Annotated in this window: 18 protein-coding genes; 10 read left to right on the top strand and 8 right to left on the bottom strand. The window is 52.6% G+C overall.

Annotation, left to right across the window (positions count from 1 at the left end; translation table 11 throughout):
* From B5D63_RS30570 to B5D63_RS30585, 4 genes are read left to right on the top strand one after another with little or no spacing between them, the layout of a single operon-like run.
* The gene (locus tag B5D63_RS30570; RefSeq protein ID WP_078672673.1) at positions 1–1455 is read left to right on the top strand and encodes a glycosyltransferase family 2 protein; all 1455 of its coding nucleotides are present in this window, start codon (positions 1–3) and stop codon (positions 1453–1455) included.
* Positions 1456–1478: 23 nt separating this feature from the next.
* A complete protein-coding gene (locus B5D63_RS30575; RefSeq protein ID WP_078672674.1) occupies positions 1479–2975 on the top strand; it encodes a glycosyltransferase family 2 protein in 1497 nt (498 codons plus the stop codon).
* A gap of 17 nt (positions 2976–2992) precedes the next feature.
* The gene (locus tag B5D63_RS30580; protein WP_078672675.1) at positions 2993–5869 is read left to right on the top strand and encodes a tetratricopeptide repeat protein; all 2877 of its coding nucleotides are present in this window, start codon (positions 2993–2995) and stop codon (positions 5867–5869) included.
* A 20-nt stretch (positions 5870–5889) separates the two neighbouring features.
* The gene (locus B5D63_RS30585) at positions 5890–8142 is read left to right on the top strand and encodes a DUF4838 domain-containing protein (RefSeq protein WP_159456230.1); all 2253 of its coding nucleotides are present in this window, start codon (positions 5890–5892) and stop codon (positions 8140–8142) included.
* A 2-nt stretch (positions 8143–8144) separates the two neighbouring features.
* Here B5D63_RS30585 and B5D63_RS30590 read toward each other — a convergent pair whose 3' ends face one another.
* From B5D63_RS30590 to B5D63_RS30600, 3 genes are all read right to left on the bottom strand, one after another.
* Positions 8145–12014, bottom strand: a complete 3870-nt coding sequence (locus tag B5D63_RS30590; RefSeq protein WP_078672677.1) for a PAS domain S-box protein — start codon at positions 12012–12014, stop codon at positions 8145–8147.
* Between the two features lie 63 nt (positions 12015–12077).
* The gene (gene ahr, locus B5D63_RS30595) at positions 12078–13088 is read right to left on the bottom strand and encodes an NADPH-dependent aldehyde reductase Ahr (protein ID WP_078672678.1); all 1011 of its coding nucleotides are present in this window, start codon (positions 13086–13088) and stop codon (positions 12078–12080) included.
* Positions 13089–13169: 81 nt separating this feature from the next.
* Positions 13170–14057, bottom strand: a complete 888-nt coding sequence (locus B5D63_RS30600) for a helix-turn-helix domain-containing protein (RefSeq protein ID WP_078672840.1) — start codon at positions 14055–14057, stop codon at positions 13170–13172.
* A 63-nt stretch (positions 14058–14120) separates the two neighbouring features.
* On the opposite strand from B5D63_RS30600, the gene B5D63_RS30605 reads away from it, so the two are divergent.
* Positions 14121–15356 carry an amidohydrolase family protein gene (locus B5D63_RS30605; RefSeq protein ID WP_078672679.1) on the top strand — a complete coding sequence of 412 codons (1236 nt, stop codon included), beginning with the start codon at positions 14121–14123 and terminating at the stop codon, positions 15354–15356.
* A 13-nt stretch (positions 15357–15369) separates the two neighbouring features.
* On the opposite strand, the gene B5D63_RS30610 is transcribed toward B5D63_RS30605, so the two are convergent.
* Positions 15370–16290, bottom strand: a complete 921-nt coding sequence (locus B5D63_RS30610) for an SDR family oxidoreductase (protein WP_078672680.1) — start codon at positions 16288–16290, stop codon at positions 15370–15372.
* Between the two features lie 286 nt (positions 16291–16576).
* Here B5D63_RS30610 and B5D63_RS30615 point away from each other — a divergent pair, with 286 nt between their 5' ends.
* Positions 16577–17599, top strand: a complete 1023-nt coding sequence (locus tag B5D63_RS30615) for a WG repeat-containing protein (protein WP_078672681.1) — start codon at positions 16577–16579, stop codon at positions 17597–17599.
* Here B5D63_RS30615 and B5D63_RS30620 read toward each other — a convergent pair.
* Both B5D63_RS30620 and B5D63_RS30625 read right to left on the bottom strand, forming a co-directional pair.
* Positions 17591–18490, bottom strand: coding sequence for a DUF6892 domain-containing protein (locus B5D63_RS30620; RefSeq protein WP_078672682.1), 900 nt, complete (start codon positions 18488–18490; stop codon positions 17591–17593). The two genes, B5D63_RS30615 and B5D63_RS30620, sit on opposite strands and share 9 nt — an antisense overlap.
* 241 nt (positions 18491–18731) lie before the next feature.
* Positions 18732–21128, bottom strand: coding sequence for an ABC transporter permease (locus B5D63_RS30625; RefSeq protein ID WP_078672683.1), 2397 nt, complete (start codon positions 21126–21128; stop codon positions 18732–18734).
* A 220-nt stretch (positions 21129–21348) separates the two neighbouring features.
* Here B5D63_RS30625 and B5D63_RS30630 point away from each other — a divergent pair, with 220 nt between their 5' ends.
* The 4 genes from B5D63_RS30630 to B5D63_RS30645 all read left to right on the top strand — a co-directional run bounded on the left by B5D63_RS30630 (position 21349) and on the right by B5D63_RS30645 (position 24510).
* Positions 21349–21900 carry a TetR/AcrR family transcriptional regulator gene (locus B5D63_RS30630; protein ID WP_159456231.1) on the top strand — a complete coding sequence of 184 codons (552 nt, stop codon included), beginning with the start codon at positions 21349–21351 and terminating at the stop codon, positions 21898–21900.
* A gap of 47 nt (positions 21901–21947) precedes the next feature.
* Positions 21948–22349, top strand: coding sequence for a DUF302 domain-containing protein (locus B5D63_RS30635; RefSeq protein ID WP_078672685.1), 402 nt, complete (start codon positions 21948–21950; stop codon positions 22347–22349).
* Positions 22350–22428: 79 nt separating this feature from the next.
* Entirely contained in the window at positions 22429–23226 is a 798-nt protein-coding gene (locus tag B5D63_RS30640; RefSeq protein ID WP_078672686.1) for a GNAT family N-acetyltransferase, read from the top strand.
* A 138-nt stretch (positions 23227–23364) separates the two neighbouring features.
* Positions 23365–24510: an FAD-dependent monooxygenase gene (locus B5D63_RS30645; protein ID WP_078672687.1), complete on the top strand. Its 1146-nt coding sequence runs from the start codon at positions 23365–23367 to the stop codon at positions 24508–24510.
* A gap of 5 nt (positions 24511–24515) precedes the next feature.
* Here B5D63_RS30645 and B5D63_RS30650 read toward each other — a convergent pair whose 3' ends face one another.
* Together B5D63_RS30650 and B5D63_RS30655 are read right to left on the bottom strand one after the other, a co-directional pair.
* Positions 24516–25613 (bottom strand): serine hydrolase domain-containing protein, encoded by a 1098-nt coding sequence (locus B5D63_RS30650; RefSeq protein ID WP_078672688.1) that lies wholly within the window; start codon positions 25611–25613, stop codon positions 24516–24518.
* 74 nt (positions 25614–25687) lie between these two features.
* Positions 25688–25963 carry a TolB-like translocation protein gene (locus B5D63_RS30655; RefSeq protein ID WP_078672689.1) on the bottom strand — a complete coding sequence of 92 codons (276 nt, stop codon included), beginning with the start codon at positions 25961–25963 and terminating at the stop codon, positions 25688–25690.
* Between the last annotated feature and the right edge of the window lie 2 nt (positions 25964–25965).

Raw genomic sequence — 25965 nt, forward strand, 5'->3', positions numbered from 1 at the left:
ATGGACATTACCTTCTGGGAAATACTCAGGAATATATTTGAGGCCGGTATTTTTGTTTACGGCGCCGTGCTGCTGGGTACCTACGCCCTGTTAGCGCTGTTTTCCATCATTGCCGTGCGGGCCTACGCCAAAAAGGGAGCGTCACAGCAAGTGGAGGTACTCCTCAAATCCCCGCTGGCGCCGGGTATCACCGTGCTGGCCCCTGCCTTTAACGAAGGGCTGACGATCATCTATAACGTGCGCTCGCTCATGACGTTGATCTATCCCCGTTATGAAATCATCGTCATCAATGACGGCAGCACAGACAACAGCCTGGAGCAACTCATCGAAGCTTTTGAACTCGTGCCGGTGGACTTCGCCTATAATGTGAAGATCCCTACGCAGCCGGTGCGTCATATCTATAAATCCACTAATCCCGCATATGCGCTGCTCACCATCATTGATAAGGTGAACGGCAAGAGCAAGGCAGATGCGGTGAATGCGGGTATTAACGCTGCATCATATGACTATTTTGTATGTACCGACGTGGACTGTATCCTACATGAGCATACGTTGATGGAGCTTATCAAACCGGTGATGCAGGAACCGCACAAACGTGTGATCGCCACCGGCGCCACACTCCGTATCGCCAACTCCTGCGAGTTCGACCAGGGGGTGATGACCCGGATGCGGCCGCCACGACAGCTGTTGCCCCGTTTCCAGGAAGTGGAATATATCCGCGCCTTTGTACTGGGTAAAATGGGCTGGAGCCTGATCAATTGTGTTCCTAACGTGTCCGGCGGTCTTGGATTGTTTGACAAGGAGGTGGCTATCCGCTGCGGCGGGTATGACTTCAGCTCTTTCGGGGAAGACATGGAACTGATGACCCGTATGTGCCGTTACGCCTGCGACAACAAAATCGACTATGCCATCCGGTATGTTCCCCGTACGCTTTGCTGGACAGAAGCGCCGGTAACAGTACGTATCTTCGGCCGGCAGCGTACCCGCTGGGCCAGGGGCCTGGCACAGCTGATGCATGCGCACTTCAGTATGTTTATGCATCCCCGTTATGGCCGTATGGGCATGGTCATTTTTCCGTACAACTTCTTTTTCGAGCTGCTGGCGCCTATTGTAGAAGCGGTAGGTATTATATTTTATATCGCCGGCGCGGTGCTGGGGCTGATCAACTGGCCCACAGCGCTGTTACTGCTGTTATTCATATATACGTATTCCGTGATGATCACCACCCTGGCTATCCTGTGGGACCAGCTGACGTTCCGTTATTATAAGAGCTGGCGGGAAGTGATCTATCTCTGCGCCACCCCGCTGATGGAAATGTTTTTGTATCACCCGCTGATCGTGTTTTTTTCGCTGCGGGGGTATTATCATTTCCTCAGTAAGAAAAAGAGCAGCTGGGGTAACATGCAGCGGCGTGGTTTCCAGCAACAGGCTTCCGGCACCGCCGCTGCCAATTGATCAGTTTTTAAATTGCCGATATAGTGGAATGGTTTAAAGATTTTTATGAAGGCTTCATTTTTGTGTTTGGCTGCGTGATGCTGCTGATGTATGCCTTGCTGGCCCTGCTCTCGTTGCGGGGCATTCTGCGGTTCCAGCGCAGCCATAGCTATGTGGACTATACGAAGATGCTGGACTCCCCCCTGGCGCCCGGCATCTCGGTAATTGCGCCGGCTTTCAACGAAGGCGTGACCATCATCGCCAACGTGCGTTCCCTGCTGACGCTGGTGTATCCCAAATACGAAGTGATCATCATCAACGATGGCAGTACCGACGACACCCTCGATAAGCTCATCAGAGAATTTGAGTTACAGGAAGTGGACTTCGCCTACAACGAGCGGATCAAATCGCAGCCAGTGAAACGTGTCTTCAAATCTGTCAACAATGTTTACGATAAACTGCTGGTCATTGATAAGGTGAACGGCAAGAGCAAAGCGGATGCTTCCAATGCCGGCATCAACGCCGCCGCATACGATTATTTTCTCTGCACCGATGTGGACAGTATCCTGGAAAAAGACACCCTGTTGAGGCTCATCAAACCTTTTATGGACGAAGAACACCAACGGGTCAAAGCCGTGGGTGAACCCTGTCCGGAATGTGGTTATGTACACTTTGAAGAAGACAGTGTGCGGGTGATTGCGACCGGCGCTACTTTACGGCTGGCCAACTCCTGCGAGGTGGACGAAGGGGTGATCACCCGTGTGAGGCCGCCCCGGCAGTGGCTGCCCCGCTTCCAGGAAATGGAATACATCCGCGCCTATGTGCTCGGCAAAATGGGCTGGAGCCTGATCAACTGCGTCCCTAACGTATCCGGCGGCCTCGGCCTGTTCGATAAAGAAGTGGCCATTAAAGCCGGCGGGTACGACAGCCAGTCCTTCGCAGAAGATATGGACATCGTGACCCGCATGTGTACCTACATGATCGACAACAAACTAAAATACGCCATCCGCTATATTCCCACTTCCCAGTGCTGGACGGAAGGCCCGCCGAACCTGAAAGTGTTCGGCCGCCAACGTACCCGCTGGGGCCGTGGCCTGGCGGAGATCATCACCATGCACCGCAAAGTCCTTTTTCACCCGAGATACAAACAACTGGGGATGGTGGTGCTGCCCTACAATTTCTTTTTTGAATTCCTGGCGCCCATTATTGAGTTCACCGGCATCCTGTTTTATATCTACCTGATCGTCACCAGCCAGATCAACTGGCATTACGCCCTGATATTATTACTTTTTGTATACCTGTATTCCGTGATGATCACCACGCTGGCGGTGTGGTGGGACCATATGACCTTCCATTATTACAAGACCTGGCGGGAAGTGATAGGACTGGCCCTGATGGCTTTTCTGGAACCGTTGTTCTATCATCCGCTGATCGTCTTTTTTGCATTGAAGGGCTATTATTATTTCCTGACCGGCAAAAAACACTCCTGGGGCAATATGCAGCGCCAGGGCTTTGGTAAAAAGAAAACCGCAAACGCTTAGTACAAACTTTTTTATAGATGAGGACACCCGTGTTGAAATATGTTTTCCTGATCGCCGCCACCGTTGCAGTACTGCCGGCCATGGCGCAGAACAACCGTAAAAGCAGGGCTGCTGAAACGCTTTACGACGACGCCGTCAAAGCCACACGGGCCAAACAGTACCCCGAGGCGATCCGCCTCTCCCGCCAGGCACTGGACCTGCAGCCGGACTTTGTGGACCAGCAGCTGCTGCTGGGAAGACTGTACCAGCTTACCAATCAGCACGACAGCGCCCGAAAGTATATCCGGCAGGTATTGACCACCGCCCCCCGATACAGGGACGCCTATCTGTATGCCATCAATATTGAACTGGCGCAACAACAATACGAGGAAGCCGAATGTTATGCAGATATGGCATTGGGATATTTCAACGGCGACCGCGAGTTTATGCTGAAGAAACTGGGCGTGATGGATGAAGCCCGTAAGTTTTACCAGGGCAGCAACTACGCCAATACGCTGCTGGACAGGTATGACGCCGACACCGTCGTGCAAAAGGCCGTCACCGGCCACTTCCTGCTGGCGGGCGCCTACTTCCGTAAAAACAACTATAACAACCTCGCCCGCAGCAATTACGAAAAAGCGCTGATGACCGATCCCTCCAACCAGGAGGCACGGCAGGCACTTACGGGCATGGATATACGCGACAACAACTACAACGCCGCGCTGGAACGGATAGAAGCCGAACTGGCCAGCCACCCTAACTCCTACGATTTGCAGATGACCAAGCTGGAGATGCTGCGTGCGATGCACCGCTATCCCGAAGCGATCAGCCACCTGGAAAACATTGTTAAACGTTTTCCGGGAGACAATAAAGCCCGCAGCCAGCAGGTACCCTTACGCATGGAAGCTGCCGCCTACTATACCAACACCGATCCTTACGCGCTTTACCAGGGCATACTGGAAAAGAACCCCGGTAACGCCGAAGCTTTACAGAAGCTGATCGGGCTGAGCATGTCCCGCGGCGCCTACCGGGAAGCGCTGAACTGGATCAACCTGGGCCTGAAAAATCATCCGGACGATCTCCGGCTGCTGGGCCTGAAAGCAGATATGCTGGAGAGCGATCGTAAATATACGGAGGCCGCCATACTGGCGGAGAAACTGCTGCAACGCCAGCCCGGCAACGCCACCGAACGCGAACGCCTTGGCCGCCTCTACCTCGCCAGCGGACGGGAATATCTTGCCCAGCAACAATACCCCGAAGCGCTTCAACAATTCGAAAACGCCCTGCGTGTTACCCCCGGCGACACGACGGCGCCGGACCTCCTGTCCAATACCTACCTGCTGCAGAAAAAACCGGCGCAGGCCGTCGCCGTGCTGGACAGGGCACTGCAACAGCATCCTGACAACGCACGTTTCCTGCTGAAAAAAGCCAACATACTGGCAGACATGGGACAGTACGACCAGGCGACAGCTATCCTGGAATCATTGCTGCAGCGCTATCCTGTCAACGGACAATACACTGCCTTACTGCAGGACATTCATCTCAGCGCAGGCAGGATATTGTTACAAAACGAAGAGTACGAGCAGGCGAAAAAACAGTTCCAGGCGGTGCTGGCACTACAGCCCGGTCAGCCGGAAGCCCTGCAGTACCTCGTCAACGCCGAAAGCGCCATGCAACAGCCGGACAGTGCATTATCCTGGCTGGACCAGGCGTTAGCCCGCGATCCGCACAACCGTGACCTGCTGTTCAAAAAAGCCGGCATCCTCAGTACCCGTCAGCAATATGCAGCTGCAGGTGCTATTCTCGACAGCCTGCGGCAGCGATACCCCTTTACCATAAAATACCGTAACGCCTATACGGACAACCTACTGGCCGCAGGAACCGCCGCACAGCGGAATCAGCAGCCGGACAGCGCGCTGCAGACTTTCAGGCAGGTGCTGGCCATCAACCGGAAAGACTCCGCCGCTTTATTGTATACGATCAACCTGTACAACGGCAAAGGCGCCTATGACAGCGCGTTGGCATATGCCGGCCAGGGCCTCCGGTATTACCCGAACAATCCTGCTTTCCTGGAGAAAAGGGTAGTTACCCTTGAAAACAAAAAAGACTTTTCAGCCGCCTCACTGGCTGCAGACTCCCTCCTGCGCTACAACAACACCACGGCCCACAGCGATTATGCGGATTATCTGCGCAGCAAAACACTGAAAAATCAGTTCGGCCTGTTCTTTTTGCGCTCCAGCTACGACTATGGCACCAGCCGCTGGTACAACATCGCCACCGCCGAATACCGGCGCTTCATCAAACGGGGCAGTTATGCCGCACGGCTGAACTATGGCGGACGGGCGGCCGAGGGCACCGGTATCATGGGAGAAGCAGAATTGTACTATACGCATTCCCGTCGTACCTATTCGTATGCCCTTGCCAGTTATGCCAATTCAGATGTGTTCCCCACTGCCAGGCTGGCATATTCCATCTTCCATACGTTTGGTAAAAGCTTTGAAGGAGAACTGGGTGGCCGTTACCTGAAAACAGACAGCGCCAACATCTACTCCGGCGTGGTATCTGTCGCCAACAGGTTCGATGATTTTTACGTGAACTTCCGGGCTTACTTCATCAGTGACCAGCCCAATTTTTACACCTCCTTCAACCTGACGACCAGGTATTATATGAACCGGGACCAGGACTACCTGTCACTCATCGCGGGGCTGGGAACTTCTCCGGATGACCGCAGCCGCCTGGTGCAGTTCCCGCAGTTGTCCGGGTTGCTGACCCGCAGCGTGGGCGCCGGCTACCAGAAAACCATCCGGTACCGCACCACCCTGGGACTGTATGGCACCTGGATCAACCAGAAAATCAGTCCCACCGTTTTTCAGAACCAGTACGATATCTTTGTGACGGTACAACGAAAATTCTAACCATTTTTATGCACAGGACGATGACATATTTTCTTTACATCATGACGCTGTTGGGTTATGGCTGCCAGTCTCTTACCGGCGGCGATATTGCGCTGGTATCGGGCGGCAAAAGCAACTATGTGATCGTATTGCCTGCCGACGCCGGCAAAAACGACCAGCATGCCGCGGAGGTACTGAAGGACTATGTAAAACGGATGTCCGGTGCTACGTTGAATATTGTTAAAGAGAACAGTTTAAAAGATAAAGACCAACCGGCTATTTATATCGGTCATACGGATCATGCCGCCAATATCAATACCGGCAAAATAAAGCCGGAAGGTTTTATGCTGGCTACCGATGCACGCGATGTATATATTATCGGCGGCAGTGGCAAAGGGGTGGTATACGGCGTTTATACTTTGCTGGAGCAGTATCTGGGCTGTCGTAAATACAGCCAGGCGCCGGCCACCGTGCCTGTTACCAAAGACGTGCGTGTGCCGGCGCAGCTCCACGATTTACAGGAGCCCGCTTTCACCTATCGTGAAACCTACTACCCCGCTGCATTTGACAATGAATACCTGGAATGGCATAAGCTGCATCGTTTTGAAGATCTGTGGGGACTATGGGGGCATTCGTTCTTTAAACTGGTACCACCCCGCACCTGGTTTGCGGCACATCCGGAGTACTTTGCGCTGGTGAAAGGCATACGGCAGCCGACACAGCTGTGCCTCAGCAATGAAACCGTATTCCGCCTGGTGGTGGATTCCCTGCGCAAGGCCATTGCCGGTAACCCGGACGCTATGTATTGGTCCATCTCCCAGGAAGATGGCGGCGGATACTGCACCTGCGACCTTTGTCGCAAAGTGGACACAGAAGAAGGCGGTCCTTCCGGCTCCCTGATACGTTTCGTGAACAAAGTGGCCGCACAGTTTCCGGAGCAGCAGTTTACCACGCTCTCCTACCTGTATTCTTCCAAGCCGCCGCTGCAGACCAAACCCGCCGACAATGTGATCATCATGCTCAGCTCCATTGATGCGCTGCGGCAGGAGCCGCTGAGCAAGACCCCGTCGGCTGCCGGCTTCCGCAAAAACCTGGAGGCCTGGGGCGCGGCAACCTCCCGGCTGTTTGTATGGGATTACACTACGCAGTTCACCAACTACCTGGCGCCTTTTCCGGACTACCCACAGCTAAAGCCTAACCTGCAATACTTCTCCGATCATAAAGTGAGCGGCGTTTTCTCCCAGGGCAGCGGCGACACACACAGCGACATGGCGGAGTTCAACGCTTATGTGCAGGCCAAATACCTCTGGAATCCCAAAGCGGATGCAGACAAAGTGCAGGATGACTTCTTACAGGGATATTACGGAAAGGCCGGTAAAAATATCCGGCAATATATAGATGCGCTGGCATCCACTCTTCAGCAAACACATGCCCCGCTTGATATCTACGGCAATCCGGTGAACAATCACCGGGATTATCTTTCCCCGCTGGCGATTGACAAATACAGCCAGTTGCTTGATAAAGCCGAAGCGGCGGCGGAAGGGCAGCCAGCGCACTTAAAACGCGTATATGCGGCACGGTTGCCACTGGAATACACAGTGCTGCAGCAGGCCCGTTTTTCTGGCACAGAACCACACGGATACCTCGAAGCTAACGGCAAAGAATATACGGTAAATCCACGCTGGCCGGAGCGGGTGCGGAAGTTTACGGCACGCTGCAAAGAAGCAGGCGTTACTGCGCTGGCCGAAGGCGGCGTTAGTCCCGATGGTTACCAGCAGGAATGGGACAGTCTGTTTGCCCGTAAATGGATCAGCAGCCTGGCATTCAGGGCGCAGGTATCGCTGGTAAACCCGCCACCGCCTGAGTTTCCCGGCAAAGGAGCGCAGACGCTTACCGACGGACTGGAAGGCGGTAAAGATTTCAGTCTCAACTGGCTGTACCTGTATGGAAAGGACCTTGTAGCTGTCATTGACCTGGGTGCGGCCAAACCGGTCAATACCGTCTTCATGCATTTTCTGCAGGATGCCAGGCATTATATTTTTAACCCGTCCCGCGTTACGGTGGCGGTGTCCGACGACGGTGTCCATTTTACTGATGCGGGTGAGCAGACCCTTACACCGCTGCAGGGAGAAGACTATGATGTCAAAAACACACCGGTGTCTTTCCGGCTAACCGGAAAGGCTGTACGTTATATCCGGGTCACCGGCGTTTGCCCAACGGAGATGCCCGTTTGGCGGGAAGCTCCGGAGACCAAACGGCCGGCTATCTGTTGTGATGAGATCTATGTGCAGTAATATCAGGGCAGCTGGTCCAGCGCCAGCTGTACCGCTACGATCGCTTTGTCCAGCTCTGCCGCCAATACCTGTAACTGTTCTGTTGCAGGGCCGTTTGCTTCAGTATCGCGGATCGCTTTTTCCAGCCCGGTAAGGCCGGCGTAGGTAGTCACGCTCCGCATACTATGGCATATCTCCCTGATTCTTTTAGGTTTTTGGCTCATGTCCTGTCCTTCCATTTCCTGTTTTACTGATTTGCAGTCGTCCAGCAACAGGGAAAGGGTTTCACGCAGCAGCGGGTCCCGCTTTGTTTCGCTGCCCAGGTACCCCATGAGTACGGAAAGTTCCAGTGGTTGGTTACCTGCCGTTTCCCGCACAGCCTGTTCTTCGCCGCTCCCCCATTTATTGACCAGCGCCAGTATCTCATCTTCCACGAAGGGTTTGGAAAGAAAGTCGTCCATACCGGCTGCGATACATCTTTCGCGTTCGCCTTTGGTGTTGCCGGCGGTGAGTGCCACAATGGGGGTATGCTGCTGCGGATGCAGTTCCCGGATACGGCGGGTAGCGTCATATCCGTTCATCTCGGGCATCTGTATATCCATAAACACCAGGTCCGGCTGTTCCTGAGCATACAGCGCCACCGCCTCCAGTCCGGTCCTTGCCTCCACGATGGTAGACATCGGCACCGAACGGGTGATGATCGTTTTAATGAGCAACATGTTGACGTTATTGTCTTCCGCCAGTAACACCTTTAACGAAGTGCGTTCCGGCTGTCGCTTGTGGGCAGCGTCGGGCGCGGTGTTCATGAGTTCGGGATCTTTCAGCGACAGGTGCGCCAGGGCGTTGTACAGGTCCTGCATTTTGACCGGTTTCACCAGCCGCTGTTCTACTTTCAGTTCTTCACATACACGTTGCACTGTTTCGTCATCTGAAGAGCTGTACAACAATACGACCGGTGTCCAGGTACCCAGCTGGTCGGCCATCTGCCGCATTTTACGGAGTGTTTCGAGGCCATCCATCACCGGCATGTGGTAGTCCATCAAAACGGCGTCGTAGGTGCGCCCTTCCATGAGCAGCTGCAGTGCTTCAAAGCCGCTGCGGGCCATGTCTGTTTCAATTCCTTTCAGCAACAGCATCTGTTGCAGGATAGTACGGTTATGTTCATTGTCATCTGTCACCAGTATTTTTTTCACCGCTTCAATATGTTGCCAGGTCACCGGTGGTCCGTCGGCTGTTTCCACGGTTATTTCAAAAAAGAAGGTGCTTCCTTCGCCGGGGATGCTCTCCAGCTGCAGCCGGCTGTTCATCAATGCCAGCAGCTTGTTGGAGATGGTGAGGCCCAGCCCGGTACCACCATATCTTTTGGTGATGGATATATCTTCCTGGGAGAAGGCTTCGAATATTTTTTCCTGTCGTTCCTTGCGGATACCGATACCGGTGTCTGACACCTCGAAACGGAGCGTACGATAGAATGCTGCATTCGCCGGCGATACGGGATAGATCTTCAGGCCGACTTCTCCTTTCTCCGTAAATTTAACGGCGTTGGAAAGGAGGTTGACCAATATCTGTTTCAGCCGCAGCTGGTCGGTCCAGATAAACCGGGGCAGGTCTGCGGAAACGTCATAGATCATTTCCAGGCCTTTGCTCTGAGCCTGGAACTTCACCATATCGCTCACCTGGCTGCTGACTTCGAAGATGTCCTGTTTCTGGATATCCAGTTCCAGTTTGCCGGCCTCGATCTTCGAGAAGTCGAGGATATCGTTGATGATATTAAGGAGAGTGCTGGCGCTTTGGTTAACGATGGAAAGGTATTGATGCTGCACCTCGTTGAGCCGTGTTTTCAATACGAGGTCTGTAAACCCGATAATGCCGTTGAGCGGGGTCCTGATTTCGTGGCTCATGTTGGCGAGGAATTCCGATTTGGCCACACTGGCCTGTTCCGCCAGCTGTTTGGCTTGCTGCAGTTCTTCCTGGTGCATGGCGTTGGCCGTCACATCTTCTGTCAGGATGGTGATCCCGCCTATGCCGCCGTCGTGATGGAACCAGGGCCGTACCTCCCAGTGCAGGTGCTGATCATGTTCCCATCCCGGCGGCCGCCAGATGAATTCACCGTTCTTGTCCACTTTACCTGCCAGTGTGTCCCGGTAGATCTGTTTGAATCCTGCGGGGATATTGGGCAGCAGGTCATAGACCATTTTCCCGTAGAGCTGCTGGCCCTTCAGCTGGTTGTCTTCCTGCCACGCATTACTATAGGCAATAATACGAAGACGCTTGTCCAGCATCACCACCGCTGCGGGAGTATGTTTCACGAAAGCGGACAGTTTGGCTTTTTCGTCGAGCAGCAGTTGTTCTGCTTTTTTCCTGTCTGTGATATCGGTGGCGATATGAAGATAGCCGGTAAGCTCATTGTTCATATTGTGGATAGCGGAGATAACAAGCGAAACGTTCACCGCAGAGCCGCCTTTCCGGATGTAGGTCCACTCCTGTTGCGCGCCGGGGCGCTGATCAACTGCTTCCTTCGCAAATATGTCTACAAGGCCCACACCTTTAGCGGCAGCTCTTTCCGACAGTTCCGCCGGTTCATGGAATGAGACAGGTGTTTGTTTGCCGACCATTTCCCGGGAAGAATACCCCAGCAGGTTTTCCGCTCCCCTGTTAAACAACGTAATGGTCCCGTCCAAAGCTGTTGCAATGACGCTGACGTCTGTGGCCGATTGCAGGATATCCTCCAGCAGCTTGCGGGACCGCTGTATCTCTTCTTCCAGCCGTTTTTGCCGGTCGATGTCCTGGAAGGTGCCATACAACCGGACACACCTGCCGTCCCGGAATTCCGGGCTGCCGATAGAGCGGACCCATATATTTCTACCTTTGGCGGTAACGATTTCCAGTTCAACATCCCAGGGTTCATTGAATTCGATACCTCTGTTCACGGCATTCTCAATGACAGCGCGATAAGGTTCTTTGTAAAACGCCAGCGCCCCCTCCAGTGTCGGCACAAAGTCATCTCCTACTTCATGGATATGGCGCGTCACATCTGACCAATAAGGCAGTTGTTTTTCCAGGTCGAGATGCCAGAAGCCAATACGTGCTACGCTGTTGGTCTGCTCCAGCATCTCAGTGGTCCATTTCAGGTCTTTCTCCAGGGCATGACGCTCTGTAATATCCAGCGCATTAGCAATGATATAGGGATTTCCGTCGATAGAATATTCGAGTACATTATTATACAGCCAGATCCGTGTGCTGCCATCACGATGAAGGGTACGCATCAGGCCAGTCACCTGTTTTTCGCTTTCGATGGTGCCCAGGTATTCCTGAACACCTTCCCTGAAAGCCGGGGGTACAATCTCCCAGAGCATTCTGCCGATCAGCTCCGCAGGTTGATAACCGAGACTTTCAGCGCTGGCGCGGTTTACTGCCAGTAGTTTTCCATCGAGGTCATGCATGCACATCATGCCTCTGGAGTTATTAAAAAACACCCTGAACTGGTGTTCGCTTTCCTGCAGCTGGCGTTCCTGGCGGACTACCTGTGAGATATCCCTGCCCACCGCAAATATATGTCCGCTGGACACTTCGGGAGAAGCCATCCATTGCAGCCATACATATTCGCCGGCTGTTGTCCGCATCCGGTTGACAAAGTTGACCGTATCGATACCTTCGTTTAGCCCTTTCAGTTGTTCCCCGGAACTGTCCACATCTTCCGGGTGAATGATATCAAACACGGGGCGGCCCAGTATTTCCTCGGGTTTCCAGCCCAGCGCCCTGGAGAAGGCGGGGTTCACCATTTCAAAGGTACCGTTGCTGCCTACAAGGCAGAACAAATCATTGGACAATAGAAAAAACTTGCGGAAATGTTCCATTTCCTCGTTGCGTGCAGCAGCCGACTGGTTCAACATAGTAGGTGGTTAATGCCGTCAATTTACGAAAACTAAACACATTCCCCACCTACTTTCTGTGGATCAATTGTTCTTTAAGACAACGCGGTAGCGCGCCTTGCCTTGCTCCAGATGACGGATGGCTTCGTTCACCTGCACCATCGGAAATTCCTCCACGACAGGATAAATATTATGCCGCACGCAGAAGTCGAGCATTTTGCGCATCATGGCAGGGCCGCCGCCAGGGCTTCCCGCCACGGATTTCTGTCCTGCTATCATATCGAAGACAGGCACCGGAATCGGTTCCGGAATGATACCCACCGTATGCAGTTTACCTTTCGGCGCGAGGCATCCCAGGAACACCTGCCAGTCCAGCGGTACGTTCACCGTGCTTAAAATAAAATCCAGCTGGCCCTGTACTGTTTTCAGTTCCTCCGGATTCCTGGAATCGACCACACGGGATGCGCCCATCTGCAGAATTTCTTCGTACTTGGAAGGATTGGAACTAAAGGCCACCACCTCGCAGCCCCAGTGTTTCAGGAATTGCAACGCCAGGTGTCCGAGGCCGCCAATACCGATCACGCCCACCCGGTCGGTTGGTTTTACGCCTTCGATGATCAGGGGGTTGAAGACGGTCAGTCCGGCACACAGGAGCGGTCCGGCTTTCGCCATATCCATTTTCTCCGGGAGCGGTATGATCCAGGACCAGTGGCCCCGCACAATATCTGCAAAACCGCCATGGCGGCCCACTACCACCTGTTCCGCGGTAGCACATAACTGCTGGTTGCCTTCCAGGCAGTGCTGGCAATGCATACACGATTCGGAGAACCAGCTAAGGCCGACTTTATCGCCAGGCTTTACCCCCTTCACCAGGCTTCCGGTGCGGATAACTTCTCCCACTATTTCATGACCGGGTACCAGCGGGTATTGTGTAAAGCCCCAGTCGTTGTTGATCATACTCAGATCGGAATGACACAGGCCGCAATAGGCTACCCGGACGTCGACGTGTTCCGGACCGATTTCCGGTAATGCATATTCAAATTTTTCCAGTCTTTCGTGAGGCGCTTTGGCAGCGTAGCCCGTAACTTTCGTCATATAACAGCATTTTTTCAGCCTGTAAAATTATAGGGCTGACGGGTATGCTGTCTCACGCTTTCAAAGCAAAAAGTACAAAAATCAAAGGATGGACATGCGCACCTGTCCGGGGGGCTGCCCTGTCTGTTTTTTGAAGAAGTTGTAGAAGTAGTTGGGAGATTCGAAGCCCAGGCTATGGGCAATGGTGGCTACGGGCCAGTCGGTGTGGCGCAGCAGCGCTTTCGCCTCTGTCAGTATCCGTTCGGCAATGTGCATGGTCGTGGGTTTGCCTGTTACCTCCCGCACCGCATGGTTCAGGTGATTAACATGCACCGCCAGTGCTTTCGCATAGTCGCCGGCGGAGCGTAGTTCCAGCTGGCGCCCGGGAGCGTCGATCGGAAACTCCCGTTCCATGCGTTCAAAAAAGCCGGCGGTGATGCGTTCGGCCGCATTCTGCTGCCGGATACTGATGGTATGCGGTTTTATCTTCAGCGCTTCATGTATCAGCAGCTGCAGGTAGTTGCGCAGCAACTCATACTTATAGAGATAGTCTGACCGCATTTCTTCGAGCATCTGTTGAAAGATGCCACTGACGCGTTGTTCCTGTGCGGGGTCCAGGAAAAAAACGGGGCTGCTGCCGGCCTTGAAGAGCGGCGCCTGACGTATGCTTTCGCTCCGTTCCGCAGGCTGCAAAAAAGTCTTTTGGAACATGCAGAAAAAACCGGGTTGTTCAGCCGAAACCGGTTCCCAGCCGAAAGGGGTATGCGGGTTGAAGAATACCAGGGCGGGGCGGTCTATTAATATCTCCTGATCGTGCCAGCTCAACCTGCTCTGCCCCTGCAACAGGGAAACTTTGTAATAATCCCGCCGGTTGTAGATATGTGGCACCGTGCAATGGCCCCCGTTTTCGAAGACATTGAACAAACGGGCTCCTTCTCCGATGATGCCTCTGCTGTCATAAAACGCCGCGATGGTTTCCTGTTTTCCCATGATGTCAAAACTAAACAAATCAAAGAATAAAAACGTACCTTGAATCTTCTCAACACCCCTCATATGAAAACGTATCTATTAGCGATACTCTGTTGCTTTTTCCTGTCAGCCAACGCACAATCGGACCTGGCGCTTGCAGGCGCCCGCATCTATCCGTCGCCCGGAGCGCCGCCACTGGAAAATGGCGTGGTGCTGATCAAAGCCGGTAAGATCACGGCGGTTGGCAGTCAGCACCAGATAAAAATCCCTGCACACCTGCGGGTAGTGGATTGCAAAGGGCTGGTATTGATGGCCGGTTTCTGGAACTCTCATGTACATTTTATGAGTGCTGTATGGGAACATGCCGACAGCCTGCCGGCTGCACAGCTGACCCGTCAGATGACGGACATGCTTACCCGCTACGGCTTCACCTATGCTTTTGATCTGGCGACGCTCAATTTCCGTAATCTACGGGCGTTGCGGGACCGGCTACGGTCCGGCGAGGTAGACGGTCCTGCCCTGTTATCTGCCGGTGAGCCTTTCGTGCCACCGAACGGCAGCCCTTTTTACGTACACCCGATAAAACTGCCGGAGATCAGTACACCGGCAGCAGCAGTAGCTTACGTTCAGAAACAACTCGATGCCGGCGCCGATGCTGTCAAGATATGGTCAGCGTCGCCGGTGGGCAACAACAAAGTGGTGGCCATGCCGCTGGACATTGTAAAAGCCGCTACCAGTACAGCGCACAAGTATCACAAACCCGTTTTTGCGCATCCTACTTCCGATACCGGCTGGCGTGTAGCCGTTGCCGGTGGGGTGGACATCCTGGCCCATGTGGCGCCTGATGGCTACATCGGCTGGCAACAGGCCGATGTGGATTTACTGAAGCGACATCATGTCGCGGTGATCCCTACGCTGAAACTATACAAATGGGAACTGGAAAGAAACAAGGTAACCTCGCCGGAAGATCATCCGCTGGTGAAGACCGCCATAGAACAGATAGGCATGTACGCCAAAGCAGGCGGAGAGATCCTGTTCGGCACCGATGTAGGTTATATCTCCGATTTTGATACAGCAGATGAACTCCGTTTCCTGGGCGCTGCCGGGCTCACCTTTGATCAGATACTGACATCGCTGACCACGGCGCCGGCTAAACGTTTCGGCATGGCACAGCGTTGCGGGCGTGTTGCCAAAGGGCTCGATGCCGACCTGGTACTGCTGAAAGCCGATCCTCATGACGACGTGAAGAATTTTGCGGCGGTGGCATACACCATCCGCCAGGGAAAGATCATCTATGAGGCGAAAGAAGCTGTCAAATAAAAAAGAGGTTGTCTTATCTGTAACCCGTTGTATCGGCTGGTTTACCAGCTTCCTGCACTTCCACCAGGTAACGCCAGCAGTCAGGCTGCGAGCCGTCCACATCTGTAAAACCATATACCTTTGCCAGTTGCCCACTGGACAACGACTGGCCATTCCATCGCTGCTTACCATCGTCCGCCGCCAGCGCCGCCACCGCCCTGCCTACGTAACGGGGTGTTTCAGAGATAGCGAAATGGGGTTCTTTCTGAATGGCGTCCCGCCAGTTTTCTTCTTTCAGCTCAAATGCCTCCAGCATAATTTCAGAACGCATCCATCCTGGTGTGACCGCTACGGCGGAACAACCATGGGGCGCCAGGTCCTGTGCATGTGCCCAGGCCATTCTGATGGTGGCCGTTTTCGCCAGGTCATAAAACACATTGAGGCGGTAGTTGCGGTTGTTATATTCCGCCGTACCATCGGTCACTTCTACCAGCAGTCCGCCAGGACGTCGTATCATCAGCGCCAGTGCATAATGCGCCGTGATCAGATGGGTATCAACCGGCAGATGGAACAAGTGCAGGCCATTGCCCAGCGTGTGTTCCCATACCGGTTTTTTCCACTCCATAAGATTTTCCCCACCCCAGATGTCATTGACCAGGATATCCAGCCGACCCTGTTCGCGGTCGATACGTTGTATAAGTTGTTCCACCTGCGCCGGCACCAGGTGGTCCACCTGCACGGCGATACCCTGTCCGCCGGCTGCTGTTACCAGTTCTGCCGTATCTTCGATAGTTTCCGGACGTTTGTATTCCGATTGCTGCTGGCGTGTAGTCCTGCCTGTTACATAGACCGTGGCGCCTGCGGCGCCCAGTTCGACCGCAATGCCTCTGCCGGCGCCGCGCGTTCCACCGGCGACTAATGCCACTTTGCCGGCAAGGGGTTTCCTGTTTTCCATGAAAGCTTATTTTGTAAAAGGTTATTCAACGATATTGACCGTCGTGATACGGATGCTATAGGTTCACGCCGCAAGATAGTGAAATAACTTTTACCTGTATCTTTGAATTATCAAACCGTAACCATATATGAAAAACATGCCCGAAAGATTTACCTGGGCAGCTGATCTTGTAGCGCCCCTCCCGGCAGACCACGTTATTCAATCCGCCAAAAAACTTTAACATAATAAAACAAAGCGGTGTCCTCGTTTTTCCTTATTTTTTCAACTGAAAAACCACAAAAGAAAAATGAGAAAGAGCTTTGTTACCCTCAGCCTGTTATGCGCTACTGCCGTTGTTTCTGCCCAGGATAAACTTTACTATTTCCCCACGGCCGACAGCAGTAAAGTCGGTGTAAAAAATGACCAGGGAAAGATTATTGTTCCGGCGAAATTTTCCGGGGCCATCAACTATGCGTTCGACCAACCGATCACCGGCCCTACCATTGAGTTCCCCGATGTATCTGTTTCACCCAAAACACCTAAACTATGCCCTGCTGTTGCGGGTGGCGAAGTATATGACCGCACAGGCAGGTTCCTCTACTATCCGCTGTCTTATGACAACGGTCCAGATTACTGGGAAGAAGGACTGCGCCGTTATGTGGCCAATGGTAAAGTAGGATTCGCTGACAAAAGCGGGAACAAGGTCCTTCCGGCGAAATGGGACTTCGCCAGCCCTTTCAACTATGGCTACGCTGTTGTGTATGAAGGCGGCTGGGTGAAACATTACGATTCCGGCGGAGAACACTGGTGGATAGATGCTGTTTCGAAAAAATCTGTCTGTTATCTTATCAATAAAAAAGGAGAACGGGTAAACCCGCTTCCAGCCGGACAGGCAAAGGATTACAAATATGAAGGAGCTTATTATCCTTATCCGTTCCGCTACAGCGTAGGCGAACAACAGATCATCGACAGCCTGCAGCGGCTGGAGGTGATCAACGATATCCACCTGGTAAATGTTTATAACGACGCTCCGCGCAAAGACCTGCTGCTTCAGTTTGAAATAACGGAGCGGCCTACACGGGATTTCCCTTACTATACCGTGCAAGGTTTTTCCCGGCAGCAAAGGGAAGACAGGATACAGTTTATTGTAAGCCCGGATGGCAAAAACTACCGGTACCAGCCCTGGTCCGACGGTGAAGAACCGGTACCCCTACGGCAGTGGATCATAGAGGAACTAAAAACAGCCAAAGACTTTATGCAGGAACATACAGACACGCCTTTCCGGTTTGACGCTGATGCCCGGTTAAAGGAATGGGGACCGTCAAATTGATTCGACGGTGATCCCTTTCTCAGCCAGCCGTGCAGCAATTTCCGAAAGATTATCGGCGTGAAAAAGGTTCATCCGCTTCAGGTTGGGGAAATGTCTGATATCGTCAAAATTATTAATATTGAAGGTGTCATCTTCCCCATCCCAGAACCTCAATAACTGGCCGTAGATATTATCACCGCCATCCTGGGAGATCGCTGTAATTTCAGGCGCATATTTTTTGTCAATCTCCAACGCTTCAAAGTAGGCTGTCACTTCCGGTATGAACCCGTATCCTTCCTCTTCGATATCTATCTCACGGCCGGCGTAGTTCTCCACAAATTCATACAAATCAAAAGCTGGTTTCAGCAGTGCTTTGTTGTACATCAGTTCCTGTATCACTGCCAGTTTGAAGTTGAAGTCGGCAAACACCATCTTCTCCGCTGCCACCGGCGGATGTTTGTACTTATCGGAATAGGCTTTGGGCGCCGGCGGCTCGTACAGGCCGATGCTAAAACTCTTCATGATACCGTCTTCCACATCTACGTATACATCGAATTTACCAACAGTGAGCGTTCCTCCCTCATCCCTCTTATTTACCTTCCTGGCCGACTGTCTATGTTTATCAAAATAGGCCCGGTAGTCCAGTCCGTTGATCGTAAAGACGCCGGTAAAAACCATAGCAGGAGAGAAATCCATATCATCGGTAATATAATCGAGATGGAGGTCTTCCGCTACAGCCCCGTTTTTGGAATAAGCCAGCAGACCGAGAGCGTCCCAGGTATAGATGTGGTTGTATTTTTTAGATACGTGCCGGGCTTCTCCCAACAAGGTTTTCAGCTGTTGAATATCCAGAGGGAACGACATCTCCACGCCGTTCAGGGTGAAGCTGTTATTGGTGATGGTGATTTGCATAGATGCAGTTTTTCCTGTTAACAAACAGGGCGAATATCGCATTTTTTCGTATACCGGCAAACGTTATCAGCGTTTTAACTCACTGGGCAGATAGCCGAAATACTTTTTAAATGCTGCCGTATTTTCAGGATGGCGGCGGAAACTTATCCGGAAAGCAGGCATGCAAAGGAACAGTTAATAAAACAGCAACGATGAAGCATTTGCTTCATCGTTGCTGTTTTAGGGGAACAGGATGGGTTGGTTATTCTGTTTTCAGTGATTTGACCGGGTTCATCAAAGCCGCTCTGACAGACTGGTAGCTCACCGTCAGCAAGGCGATGATCAGGGCCAGCAGACCGGCTAATGCCAGCATCCACCATTGTATTTGTATACGGTAGACAAAGTCTTCCAGCCACCGGTCCATGATATACCAGGCTACCGGCATGGCGATGATAAAACCAAAGAGCACCAGTTTGATGTAATCTTTGCTCAGCAGCCCTACAATATTCACCACCGTAGCTCCCAGCACTTTCCGCACGCCGATTTCCTTACGGCGCTGCTCCGTGGTATATGCCGCCAGTCCGAAAAGACCGAGGGAAGCGATTAGGATGGCCAGGATAGTAAAGCCGCCAAACATTTTACCCAGGCGGGTATCTTTTTTATACAGCTGATCGAATTTATCATCGAGGAACTGGTATTCGAAGGGGTAACGGGTGTATCGTTTCACCGCCTGTCCGAAGAGCGCAAGGGTGCCCTGCAGGTCTTCCGGCCGTATCCGTGCGGAGATGTAGCCCGAAGGGGTTGGATCAAGTGTCAGCACCAGCGGGCCAGATATGTGGTGGATAGAATTGAAATGAAAATCCCGTACCACCCCGATGACCGTTCTTCTTCCGTGACCATCAGAATAATCGAAAGGTTTTCCGATGGCCTCTTCCGGCGTCCAGCCGACGGCTTTGGCCGCTGTTTCGTTGATAACGGCCAGTGGGGCGCCGAGCGTATCGGCGCCAAAGTCGCGGGAGAACCCGCGCCCGGCCACGATGCTAAGGCCATAAACATCCGGAAAATCATAGTCAATCGTCGTTGTGCGGGTAGACAGTCTTTCTCCGTTGCTGCCGGGCCAGTTCGTCATGCTCTGATTGGTATGAAAATCGGTCGGGAGGTATTGGGAATAACTCATGGCCAAAATACCGGGGTGATTGAGCAGTTCTTTGCGGAGCGTGCTGTAATGGCTGCTTAGCGCTTCGTCGTTTACCCTTATGGCAAGCACATGTTCGCGGTTGTATCCCAGGTTTTGACGCTGCACCAGCTGCATCTGCCGGTAGATAATAAAGCTGCCGGCCACCAGGATAATGGACACGGCGTACTGTCCTACGATCAGTACCCGTTGCAGCGAGAAGCTGCCGGCGCGGACACTCTTTTTGCCTTTGAGCACCTGTGCCGGACGAAGGGCCGTCATCAGGAAGGCGGGGTAACTGCCGGACAGAAGGCTGACCAGCATTACGAGCAGCAACAAGCCGGGCAGCAGGAAGGGATTGCCGAAATAGTCCATGCGGAGAGAGCGGTCCATCAGCTGGCTAAAAAACGGCAGCAACAGGTGTACCAGTCCCAATGCCAGTACCAGCGCCAGTGTTGTCATGATCAGCGATTCTCCCAGGAACTGGGCCATCAGCTGGCCACGCATGGCCCCCGCCACTTTGCGCATCCCTATTTCCTGGGCCCTGCGGGCGGAACGGGCCACGGCCAGGTTGGTATAGTTTACGCAGGCCAGCAGCAGGATGACAAAGCCGATGACCAGAAAAAGGTACACGTATTTATCACTGCCGCTTTTTTCAAAGTCCAGCGTATCAAGGTGTTGCGAGCGCAGATGGATGTCGTTAAGCGGTTGCAGCAGGAACCGGAGACGGTCCTCCGGCCGCCAGCGGGACAGGTTTTCATCAATGTAGGCATGCAGTCTTTGCTCCAGTTGCGGCGCCGAGGCCGGGTTATCCAACAGGGCGTACGTATAGACGCCATTGTTCATCCAGGGCTCTTTCACCGAACAGTCCACATAGTGAGGATCGGCGGTAATGGGGAGGATGTACTGAAACTGCAGGTGCGATGCTGCGGGAACATCCGCCATAATACCGGTGACCGTGTGCGGCTGGTTTCCCTGGTACAGGATAGTTTTTCCCATAGGGTCTTCTTCACCGAATATCCTGCGTGCCATAGATGCTGTTAAAACAATGCCGCCGGGCGTTTTAAGCGCTGTTTCACGGTCGCCTTCCAGGAAAGGGAAGCTGAAAAGACGGAGGAAGGTGGTGTCGGCGAAAATACCCTGTTCTTTAAAATACTTGTCACCCACATTTAACAGCGGGTTGAAGGTTTGCTCTACGGTAGTGGCCGCCTTTATTTCCGGAAACTCCCGCACCAATGCGCCGGCCAGCGCCGGAGAAGTGGTGGACCAGTAAGACTGCCCTTTGGAAACAGGGCGTTGCTGTATTACCCGGAATATACCGTCCGCGTTCGTATTAAAACGGTCGAACGACCATTCATGCTGTACAAACAGCAGGATCAGGATAAAACAGGCCAGCCCTGTGGCCAGTCCGAATATGTTAATAAAGGAATATCCCGGGTTGCGTAACAGGTTACGCCAGGCGATCTTGAAATAATTCCTCAGCATGACATCGATATTTTTGACTCCCCGTGCAACAAGAATGCTGCCGCTTCCTGAAAATACGCTATTACAGGCAATTTCAGGCGTTTTTCGTCTCGCAGGCCCGTCCACATATGAACGGCGGTTGTCCGGAAGCGGACAACGAAACCAGGTATATCCGGTCAGCCGGCTGAAAAATATTATAGACAATATTGTCTATAATGAAAATAATTTTACATTTGATGTTATGGCGAGACCAGGAAATCCAAAAGAGAAATTGTTGTCTACCGCTGCGCGGTTGTTCTACAAACAGGGGTACCAGGCCACCGGCATCAACCAGCTGCTGGACGAGGCCGGCGTGGCAAAGGCCAGTCTGTACACGCATTTCGGTTCCCGGGAAGCGTTAGCGCTGGCCTATCTGAAAGAGGCGCGGGCTACGTGGTTCCGGGCATTTATTGCGGTGGTGGAAAAAGAAAAGAAACCGGCCGCGCGGTTGCTGGCAATTTTTAGTTTCCTGGAAGCCAGTCTTCCGGCCAACGACTTCCGCGGATGCCGCTTTATCAATATGCAGGCGGAGCTGGCAGGTGAAAGTCCGCTGCTGCAGGCACAGATCAAAGCGCATAAACAGCAGCTGCGGCAATATGTCCGCCAGCTGGCAACAGATGCCGGGAAAGCACCACTGACCGGTGATACCGCCTATCTTTTGTTTGAAAGCGCTATTGTGGAGAGTATGGTCCACCGCGATCTCTGGCCGGTTAAAACAGCTGTTAAACAAGTAAAACAATTATTATCAGTATAAATTTTTTACCCATAACGGACAAGTTTGTCTATCATTATTTTTAAGCGATGAAAAACGCCTATCATACCCTATTGCTTGATCACCCGTTTGAGACTGTTACAGCAGCTGCCAAAACAGCGATCACGGACAACGGCTGGTTGTTGCTGCATGAAATCAATCCGCGGCAGATACTCGCAGGCCATGGATACCACGTTCCCAACGCGCGGCAGTTGTTTTTCTTTCACCCCTCCTATCTCTATGCCCTGTGGCAGCAGGATGCCGCCGCCGTGACAGAAGCGCCGCTAAAACTGCTGATACAGGAGATGTCACCGCAGCAGACCTGTATCCGTTACATCAATATCGATCATCACTTTCAGGGATACACGGAGAACATCAGCCCGATCGTATCCTCCATCCGGGAGCAACAGGCAAGGGTACTCGCACAGGTGCAGGCCACATTTTCCTCCTGACCGGACTACGCTTCTTCTTTACATCGGACTACAGGAACGGACCTATTTATCCGTATACTTGCAGGGAAAAGTATGCACCATGAAACCATTAGACCCAACTGCCTATCCTCTACTGGCGGAGGCGCTGAAGTCCGCGCCTATCAATACATTGTTCGCCCGGGCCGTATTGGAAGGAAAAGTTAACGGTAAAGTATATACGGATAATCCGTCCCATCCCGGCGCTTATTACATTGTACATCCCTATGGCATGTCGTTACTATGGGGAGACAGCAACGACGGGGCGTTTCACCGCGAGATCAGGGACTACGCTTTTAATGCCGGGGGACAACGACAAAGTGATGAATGGCTGCAGGCATTCCCTGCCAGCTGGGACCCGGTGCTGGACCAGCTTTTCTCCGAAAAGCCCCAACAGGTGGAAGTAGACAGCCGGCTCAATTTTACATTCAACGCAGACACCTACCTTGCACAACGCAAAGCTGTGCCTGCAGATGCTCCTGTACAGATCACGACCGTTACCCGCGAAGCTTTCAACGGTATGACCGGCACCGTTATTCCTGCTTCTTTCTGGAATAATGCCGACGAATTTGTCAGCCGTAGTATCGGCTATAGTGTGTATTATGACCAGGCGCTCGCAGCTATTGCTTTTGCCGCTTTTATAGATACCGCAGTATTGGAAATAGGCATCGAAACCTGTGCCCCCTATCGTGGCAAGGGACTGGCTTATCACTCCTGCGCCGCACTGATTGACTATTGCCTGGAGAAAGGCCTGGAGCCGATATGGGCCTGCCGGGGTAGTAACACAGGCTCGCGCAAACTGGCACAGCAACTGGGATTTGAAATATCAAAAGAACTACCGTTTTATAAGCTGCGGGTATAATTCGTCTCAAAAATGATGGTCCGCCACTAAAAGTGATTACCTTGGCTGACAAGTTTCAAAAAAACCTTTCTTTATAAAATTCAGTCCGGTTGTGCCTTTTTCGAAAAAATTAGTACATTTGGCCTAAATTTATATTTTATGAAAGCGATCATCATCGGTGGCGGCATAGGCGGCCTCACGACTGCCATTGCCTTACAGCAACGGGGTTGGCATTACGAGGTATATGAAGCGGCGCCAGAATACAAAGCAGTCGGCGCCGGCCTGTTACTGGGCGCCAACGCCATGAAAGTATATCAGCGGCTGGGCATAGCAGACGACCTGGCCCGCCGGGGCGGACACCTGGAAAAGGTGTATATCAAAGATTACAAAGGAAATATTTTACAACAGATCGACAACAACCTGCTGGAACAACAATACGGTTGCCGCAGCCTGCCTATACACCGGGCCACTTTACAGGCTGCGCTGCTGGAGCAGCTGCAACAGCCGGTCAGCACCGGTAAAAAATGTATTGCCGTCACGGAAGCTCCGGATAGTGTGATTGCGTGCTTTGACGACGGAAGCGAAGCTAAAGGAGATATCCTGATCGCGGCGGACGGCATCAGATCTGCGGTACGGGAATATTATATCGGCAGCCAGGGTTATCGTTACTCCGGGCAGACCTGCTGGCGTGCCACCATTAACATGGACCTGCCCGCGGCAGAGCAGCTGAATTCCGCTGAAGTATGGGGCAAAGGCAATGGTGTAAGAGCTTCGTTTATGCATGTAGGTGGTAACGAAGTGTACTTCTGGTTTACCAAAAAGCTACCGGAAAACACCCCCTTCACCGGAGAAGAAGCATTGGCGCTGATCCGGCGGGACCTGGCGGATTTCAGCGGCCATATGCAGGAAGTCACAGCACATCTTACCCCTTCTCTCCTGATACATTCCGATCTTTACGATCTGGCGCCGATCCGCAAATGGCATAAAGGACGGGTAGTATTACTGGGCGATGCGGCGCATGCCACCACGCCCAATCTGGGACAAGGCGCCAGCCAGGCTATTGAGGATGCCTATGTGCTGGCAGACTGCCTGTCTTCCCATCCTGACCATGAAGCCGCCTTCCGGCACTATGCCGCCAAACGGCTGGCACGCACCCATAAGATCGTCCGGATATCCTGGCAGCTGGCGCAGGTTACCAACTGGAAAGGCGCCTGCGCGGTGGGTATCCGCAATTTCCTTTTACGCAGCGTTCCCACCGGCGTCGCTAAACGGCAGTTGGATTTTATCTATAACATTGACCTGTAAGTTATCTATTCCCGGTACAGCGCGCGGAGAATGTCATCCCCTATTTTCTCCATATTGCCGGTGTCGGTATTGCATAGCAGGATGATGGTGTTGTGATCTTCCACACACCGCAGCAAACTGCTGTTAAAGCCATTAATATTTCCTCTTCTTTCGATCACTTTGACCGCTTTGCCCTGCCTGATGCCGGGAACGGAATTGATATAACTGCCCAATGCCGGATATCCCCGGGAATACTTGTTATATCCCAGTTCCGTAGCCGGCGTGTACATCACTGCCAGTGCCGCCGGACTTAGTAACTTGTGCCCATACAGCGCCTCATCGAGCTTTAAAAGCTCCAGTGCCGTGGCATACAGCGAACCGGCGGTAGCATAGTTTTCAAAGTAAGGTGTTTCATCATTGAAGAGCGTGTCCTGTGCGGTACCGGTACCGAAAGTATAGTTGTGATACCCGTATGCCAGCCGTGGGATAATATCCTGTTGTACTACAACACCGGTATTGGCTAGTTGCAAAGGGGCCAGGACCTTTTCTTTCAATACCTGCTCCCAATGCTTACCGGTAACCTTTTCTATTACCGCGCCTAACAGTATATAATCTACGTTGTTATAACGGAAACGGCTACCCGGTTCAAACAACGTTGAGTCTTTGACGTTCTTCCGGATGAAGTTCGCCGGACGCGGCGTCGAACGGGCATAGTAGTCAGCCACCTTATCCCCGGGCAGACCGGAACTGTGCAGCAGCAATTGTTGCAGGGTTATCTTTTTTCCTGCGACCGGCAGTAGCTCTGGCAAATACGCCGATACCGGCTGATGAATATCCAGCTTCTTTTCCTCCTGCAGCTGCATCACCAGAACAGCCGTATATAGTTTAGTGATGGAAGCGATGGGAAACCGTGTATCCGGTCCGATTGGGATGTTAAACTGGCGGTTGGCATATCCGAAATGCCCCTGATACACCACCTTGCCCTTGCGGGCCACCAGTATGGTTCCATCCAGTTGCCCTTTCCGGTGATAGTCTTTCAGCAGGCTATCGAGGCGGGATGACAGTGATTGGGCGTTTACCGCCCATGACAGCAGTAGCAATAGTGACAGGATACAGGGACGCATTTTTTATACTGAATATATCCAGAAAATACCGCAGAACAGGGATTATTTCAGACAAGGAAACTTCATCATTAAGCCTATCGCCATGTCATGAGGTCATCACAGTTTTCCTGCAGCATGTCGCTCCCTTTCACCTTCAGCTGTATGACCCGGCTGTCCGCTCCGTCCGTTACATTATACTGCTGACCGTCCGCCGGGATGATCGTTAAATTCCAGTTTTGTATGGCGTTATTTTCTCCGTCATAGTTGGTGCCCGGCAGCAGGTATTTTCCATCCGGAGAGAACACCGGGTATCCTTCTTCTTCGTTACTGGTGGTGACCTGTACCCTGTTGCTGCCATCCGTATTCATCATCC

Source organism: Chitinophaga eiseniae, assembly GCF_900167135.1.
Classification (GTDB): domain Bacteria; phylum Bacteroidota; class Bacteroidia; order Chitinophagales; family Chitinophagaceae; genus Chitinophaga; species Chitinophaga eiseniae.